The sequence below is a fragment of the Actinomadura sp. NPDC048394 genome (genome assembly GCF_040651755.1).
Lineage (GTDB): Bacteria > Actinomycetota > Actinomycetes > Streptosporangiales > Streptosporangiaceae > Spirillospora > Spirillospora montaniterrae.
Genome location: NZ_JBEZJL010000036.1, coordinates 100773 through 107148, shown reverse-complemented (window position 1 = coordinate 107148; position 6376 = coordinate 100773). Strand labels below are relative to the sequence as shown.

The window sequence follows — 6376 nt, the reverse complement described above, 5'->3', positions numbered from 1 at the left end:
GCGTTGACGATCAGGTGGTGGGGGGCCTGGCCGAGCCCGGTCGGCAGCACGACCGACAGGTCGGGGCCGGCGGCGGACCGGCCCGCCGCCGGCAGCACCCCGACCACGGTCCCGCCGGCCGAGCGGGCGCCGGCCGCGGCGGCGGCCATGACGCCGCCGTGCCCGCCGCAGATCAGCACGGCGCCGCGGCGGGCCAGCAGCCGCCCGGTCTCGTGGGCGCGGTCCCAGTCGTGCTCGGTGCACTCGGCGGGGCCGCACACCGCCACCTGGACGGCCACGGCCGCTACCGGGCGCCGTGCCGGCCGGCGATCCGGTCGATCACCGCGGCGAGGTCGAAGTCCTTGCCGGTCAGGCCGCCGGCGCTGTGGGTGGACAGCGCGAACGTCAGCGTCCGCCACCGGATGTCGATGTCGGGGTGGTGGTCGGCGTCCTCGGCGGCCCGGGCGACCTCGTCGACCACCGCGATGCCCTCCAGGAACGAGGGCGCCTTCACCTCCCGGCGGATCTCGTCGCCGTTCCTGGTCCAGTCGGGCAGGTCGCGCAGGCGGTCGGCGACGGCGGTGTCGTCGAGCGTGTCGGCCATCGTGGTCACTCCCTGTCGTCGGGTCGCCGCGGTCTCCTCTCCGAGTACATCACGGACCCCGGCGCGTGCCGTGGCGCGGGTCACGCGGCCGGGCGGGTCTCCCGGCCGGGCGGGTCACCGGGACGCGCCTGCCGACAGGTCGTACAGGGTGGTGCCGCCGACGGACACGGCCTTGAAGTTCGCGGCGACCCATGCGCTGATCTTCTGGGCGTCGTCGCTGCCGCTGCCGCCGCCGCGGCCCATCATCGTCCCGCCGCCGCCGACGAAGTAGTGGATCTTCCCTTGGCGGACGAGGCTCTGGAACCGCGCGAGGGTCGGCGCGGGGTCGGTGCCGTTGAAGCCGCCGACCGCCATGACCGGCTCGCCGGTGGCGAGCTGGTAGCCGGCGGCGGTGTTGGACCCGATCGCGGCGGCGGCCCAGGTGTAGGAGCCGGCGCCGGCCTTGAGCGCGGCGGTGACCTGCGCGCTCGGCGTTCCGGCGTTCAGCAGCCCGCCGGGGCCGCCGCCCGCGCCGCCGGGGCGTCCGCCGCCGAACCCGCCGCCCTGCGCCCCCTGCCGGCCGTTGCCCTGGCCGCCGAATCCGCCTCCGGGGCCGCCGGGGAGCGTGCCGGCCTGCGCGCCGCCTTGCGGCGGCGCGAATCCCTGGCCGCGGTTCCAGCCGCCGCCGGCCCGGCCGGGCCCGCCGCCCGGGCCGCCGCGTCCGGGCCCGAACCCGCCGCCGGACGTGCGGGGACCGGCGGTGACGATCGACCCGGAGTGCGGGGTGCCGGCCGTCTCCACCGCGTACGCGGCCGGTCCCGCGAGGGACGCGGCGGCCGCCAGCGCCAGCACGGCGGCCAGCAGCGGCCCGCGCAGCAGCCGGACACCGGCCAGAGCGGCGGCCGCCACCAGCCCGGCCACGACGATCGCCGGGCCGAGCCAGGGGTGCCAGCCGGGATTGCGGCCCAGCAGCACGTACGCCCACACGGCGGTGACGGCGACCGTCACCGAAAGGAACGCGGCGCCCTCCGTGGTGCGGCGCCGCTCCCACAGCAGCGCGGCGCCGATGCCGACCAGGGCGGCGACGGCGGGGGCGAGCGCGACGGTGTAGTACTCGTGGAAGATGCCCTGCATCTCGCTGAACACCGCTCCGGTGAGCAGCAGCCATCCGCCCCACACCAGCAGCGCGGCGCGGGCCGGGTCGGTGCGGGGAGCGCGGCGGGTCACCCACAGCCCGGCGGCCAGCAGGACCAGCGCGGCGGGCAGCAGCCAGGAGATCTGGCCGCCGATCGCTGCGCCGAACATCCGGCCGAGGCCGGCGTCCTGGTTGAGGTTGCCGAGGCCGCCGGTCTCGTCGCCGTTGAGGCGGCCGATCCCGTTGTAGCCGAGCGCCAGTTCCAGCACGGAGTTGTGCTGGGACCCGCCGATGTAGGGGCGGGACGAGGCGGGCACCAGCGCGACGGCCAGCACCCACCAGCCCGCGGCCGCGACGAGCGCGGCGCCGGCGAGGACGAGCTGCCACAGCCGCCGCCGGACGGGCGTGGGCGCGGTCACCAGGTACACCACCGCGAACACCGGCACGACCAGGAACGCCTGCAGCATCTTGGCCAGGAATCCGGTGCCGACGCACGCGCCCGCGACCAGCAGCCAGCGGGTGCTCGCGTTCTCCTGCGCGCGGATCGCGGCGTAGGCGCCGGCGGTCAGCAGCAGCACCAGCAGCGCGTCGGGGTTGTTGAACCGGAACATCAGCGCGGCGACCGGGGTGAGCGCGAGTGACGCCCCGGCCAGCAGTCCCGCCCAGGCGGGGAACCGGCGCCGGACCGCCGCGTACAGGATCGCGACGGTCGCGACGCCCATCAGCGCCTGCGGGACCAGGATGCTCCAGGAGTTCGCCCCGAAGATCCGCGCGGCGATCTCCATCGGCCACAGCGCGGCGGGCGTCTTGTCGACGGTGATGGCGTTGGCGGCGTCGGAGGAGCCGAAGAAGAACGCCTTCCAGCTGGTGGCGCCGGCCTGGACGGCGGCGGAGTAGAACGCGTTGGCCCAGCCGGACGCGCCGAGGCCCCACAGGTACAGCACGGCGGTCGCGGCGAGCAGGGCGAGCAGCGCGGGCCGCGCCCACGCGGGGTCGGTGCCGGGCCCGCGCCACAGGCGGCGCAGGAGCCGGCGGGGGCGGCCTCCCCACCCGCCCGGGGTGCGGTGGGCGGGCGGGGAGGCCTGGATCGTGGAGGTCATCGGTGGATATCCCAGGGGTCAGCCGAGCTTGTACAGCTGGGCGCCGGTGGAGCCGGACGAGGATGCGGTGCCGCCGTAGGCGGAGGGGTCGACCAGGGTGCCGTTCTTCTGCACCCACGCGGTGACCGAGGAGTCCCCGCCGCCGGGGCCCATGCCGCCGCCGAGCAGGACGTAGCGGAGCTTGCCCTCCTTGACGTACTTCTGCATCTTGGCGACGGTCATCGCGGGGTCGCTGCCGGTGAAGCCGCCCATCGCCATGACGGGCCGTCCGGTGCTGAGGATGATCGGGTCGGCGGTCCGGGAGCTGGACACCGCCAGCAGCCAGGTGGCGCCGCCCTGGTTCTTCTCCAGGTAGGAGATCATCTGGCCGCTGACCTCGCCTCCGTCGGGGCCGCCGCCGAAGCCGCCGCGGCCCGCACCGCCGTTCCAGGGCATCCGGCCTCCTTGCTGTGCGGTGCGTCCTTGCTGCGTGGTGGGGTTCTGTCCGGGGTTCTGCCCGCCGGGCGCGGCGCCGTTCGGTGCGCCGCCGCGCGCCTGGCCGCCCGGGAAGCCACCGGGGAAGCCGCCCGGGAAGCCGCCTCGGGATCCGCCGGGCATGCCGCCGGGTCCGCCGCGCATGCCGCCCGGTCCGAATCCGGTGGACGGCCCGGCCTGCGGGTTGGAGCCGCCCGAGGCGGTCGAGGCCGCCGACACCGCGTAGGCGCCCGGCCCGGCCAGCGTCGCGACGGCGGCCAGGGCGGTCCCGGCCACGAGCGCGCGGGTGCCGGCGCGGCGGGTGAGGCGGGTGAGGCGGGCGAGCAGCAGCGCGGCGATGGACGCCGCGGTCGCGGCGAGGATCGTCCAGCGCAGCCAGGGATGCCAGGACGGGGTGCGGTCCAGCAGGACGAACGCCCACACTCCGGTCGCGGCGATCGCGGCCGCGCCCGCGAGCGGCCGCAGCCGGTCCCAGCGGGCCTCGCCGCGGCCGGCGCGGAACAGCAGGACGGCGCCGACGCCGGTGAGCGCGGCGATCGCGGGTGCCAGGGCGGTGGTGTAGTAGGGGTGGAAGGTGCCTTCGGCGAAGCTGAAGATGACGTAGTGGACGGCGAGCCATCCGCCCCACAGCAGCAGCGCGGCGCGGGCGAGGTCGGTGCGGGGCCGCTTCCACAGCAGCACCAGGCAGGCGATCAGGGCGATGACGGCGAACGGGATCAGCCAGGAGATCTGGCCGCCGACGATGTCGTTGAACAGCCGCCCCGCGCCGGGCTGGCCGCCGAAGGAGGCGCCGCCGCCGGGGCCGCCGCGTCCGCCGCCGGGGCCGTTGTTCTCGCCGAACACGCGGCCGAGGCCGTTGTAGCCGATGACCAGGTCCCAGACGGTGCCGTCGGTGCTGCCGCCGATGTAGGGCCGGTTCGCGGCGGGGATCGCGTCGACGATCAGCATCCACCAGGACGACGACACGACCAGCACGGCGCCGGCGGCGGCCAGGTGCCCGAGGCGCCGCACGATCCCGGGGCGTCCGGCGATCAGGTAGACCAGCGCGAGCGCGGGGACGACCAGGAACGCCTGCAGCATCTTGGTGTTGAAGCCGCAGCCGACGAAGAACGCCGACAGCAGCAGCGGCCGCAGCCGTCCGGTCTCGACGGCGCGCTGGCACGCCCACGCGGCGGCGACCAGCAGCAGCACCAGCAGCGTGTCGGGGTTGTTGTCGCGGTTGATCGCGACGGTGATCGGGGTGAGGGCGAGCACGGCGGCGGCGATGAGCGCGGCGGGGTGCCCGAACGCGCGGCGGACGGTGGCGTACAGCAGCGCGACCGCGGCGACGCCCTCGATGACCTGCGGGAGCAGCAGCGCCCAGGTGCCGAAGCCGATGACGCGGCCGAACAGTTCCATCACCCACAGCACCATGGGCGGCTTGTCGACCGTGATGTAGTTGCCGGCGTCCAGGGAGCCGAAGAAGAACGCCTTCCAGCTCTGGGTGCCGCTCTTGACGGCGGCGGCGTAGAAGTCGTTGGCGTAGCCGCCGGAGGTGAGGTTCCAGGCGTACAGGGCGGCGGCGACGGCCAGGACCGCCCACAGCGCGGGGCGTGCCCAGCGCGGGTCGCCGGGGGCGCCGAGCAGCAGCCGGCGGATCCGGCCGCCGTGCTCGGGGGCCGCGGCCGGTGCGGCGGGCGCGGGGATCGTCTGTGCCATCAGAGGGTTCCTCCGGTCTCCTCGGCGGCCGGCGCGCGGCCGTCCCCGGAGATCGTGACGTCGGTGCGGGGGCCGGTGCCGGGGGCGGTGCGGGGGGCGCCGGCGTGCGGGGAGCCGGCGCCCTCGTCGCGGTCGCCGAGGCGGCGGGGGTGGAAGATCCAGGCGCGCATCAGCAGGAACCGCACGAGGGTCGCGACGCCGTTGGCGGCGATGAGCGCGATGACCTCGACGGCGCGGGACGCGCCGGGGGCGGCGGCGTGCAGCAGGGCGAGCCCGCCGGTGGACAGCGCCAGGCCGAGCAGGAACGTCGCGCCGCCTTCGAGCTGCTGGCGCAGGGCGCGGCGGGTGCCGGTGACGCCGAAGGTGAAGCGCCGGTTGGCGGCGGTGTTGCCGATGGTGGTGACGACCAGCGACAGCGCGTTCGCCCACAGCGGCCCCATGATCAGCCGCAGCAGCACGAACAGGATCAGCTGGGCGAGGGTGCTGATGGCGCCGATGACGGCGAAGGCGGGCAGCTGCCGCGCCATCCCGGCGGGCAGGCCCGCTCCGGGGCCGCCGGCGGCGGGGGTGCGGCGGCCGCCGACGGGGGCGCGGAAGGCGCCGGTGAGCATGCGGCGGGCGACGCGGGCCATGCCGCGCAGGTCGTCGCGGGCGGTGCGGACGACGTCGACGCGGGAGTCGGGGTCGTCGACCCAGTCGACGGGGACCTCGTGGATGCGCAGCCCGTTGCGTTCGGCGAGCAGCAGCAGCTCGGTGTCGAAGAACCACTCCTCGTCCTCCACCGACGGCAGCAGCGCCTGCACGATCTCGGTGCGGGCGGCCTTGAAGCCGCACTGGGCGTCGGAGAAGCGGGCGGCGAGGGTGGTGCGCAGCAGCAGGTTGTAGCAGCGGGAGATGACCTCGCGGCGGGGGCCGCGCACGACGGCGGACCCGCGGGTGAGCCGGGACCCGATCGCCAGGTCGCTGTGGCCGGAGATCAGCGGCGCCACCAGCGGCAGGAACGCGTCCAGGTCGGTGGACAGGTCCACGTCCATGTAGGCGACGACGTCGGCGTCGCTGGTGCCCCACACGTGCCGCAGGGCCCGTCCGCGTCCCTTGAGGCTCAGGTGGACGGCGTCGACGCGGTCCAGCCGTCCGGTCAGGTCCTGGGCGACGCGCCAGGTGCCGTCGGTGCTGGCGTTGTCGGCGATGGTGATCCGGAACGGGTAGGGGAAGGTGTCGGCCAGGTAGGCGTGCAGCCTGCGCACGCTGGCGGCCAGGACGCGTTCCTCGTTGTGGACGGGGATGACCACCTCGACCAGCCTGCCCCGCCCGCCGTGGTCGTGCACGGGCGGGGGCGGCCCGGCGGGCGTGCCCCGTTCGGTGACAAGGTGACTCATGGGACCGAGGTTCGGGTGCGGGTGTGGG

Annotated in this window: 4 protein-coding genes and 1 pseudogene; all 5 read right to left on the bottom strand. The window is 75.9% G+C overall.

The window, feature by feature from the left end:
- Positions 1 to 278 (bottom strand): annotated as a pseudogene (locus AB0C78_RS26280) (dethiobiotin synthetase); the annotation flags it as partial.
- A gap of 5 nt (positions 279 to 283) precedes the next feature.
- Positions 284 to 583, bottom strand: coding sequence for a 4a-hydroxytetrahydrobiopterin dehydratase (locus AB0C78_RS26275; protein WP_360752496.1), 300 nt, complete (start codon positions 581 to 583; stop codon positions 284 to 286).
- Between the two features lie 114 nt (positions 584 to 697).
- Positions 698 to 2797 carry a glycosyltransferase family 39 protein gene (locus tag AB0C78_RS26270; protein ID WP_360752494.1) on the bottom strand — a complete coding sequence of 700 codons (2100 nt, stop codon included), beginning with the start codon at positions 2795 to 2797 and terminating at the stop codon, positions 698 to 700.
- An 18-nt stretch (positions 2798 to 2815) separates the two neighbouring features.
- Positions 2816 to 4969 carry a glycosyltransferase family 39 protein gene (locus AB0C78_RS26265; RefSeq protein ID WP_360752492.1) on the bottom strand — a complete coding sequence of 718 codons (2154 nt, stop codon included), beginning with the start codon at positions 4967 to 4969 and terminating at the stop codon, positions 2816 to 2818.
- Positions 4969 to 6348 (bottom strand): bifunctional glycosyltransferase family 2/GtrA family protein, encoded by a 1380-nt coding sequence (locus AB0C78_RS26260; protein ID WP_360752488.1) that lies wholly within the window; start codon positions 6346 to 6348, stop codon positions 4969 to 4971. The genes AB0C78_RS26265 and AB0C78_RS26260 overlap by 1 nt, the downstream gene beginning before the upstream one ends.
- Between the last annotated feature and the right edge of the window lie 28 nt (positions 6349 to 6376).

Excerpts from the sequence above, each read along its gene's own strand:
- AB0C78_RS26260 (WP_360752488.1), bottom strand. The coding sequence starts at position 6,348 with ATGAGTCACCTTGTCACCGAACGGGGCACGCCCGCCGGGCCGCCCCCG.
- AB0C78_RS26270 (WP_360752494.1), bottom strand. The coding sequence starts at position 2,797 with ATGACCTCCACGATCCAGGCCTCCCCGCCCGCCCACCGCACCCCGGGC.
- AB0C78_RS26265 (WP_360752492.1), bottom strand. The coding sequence starts at position 4,969 with ATGGCACAGACGATCCCCGCGCCCGCCGCACCGGCCGCGGCCCCCGAG.
- AB0C78_RS26275 (WP_360752496.1), bottom strand. The coding sequence starts at position 583 with ATGGCCGACACGCTCGACGACACCGCCGTCGCCGACCGCCTGCGCGAC.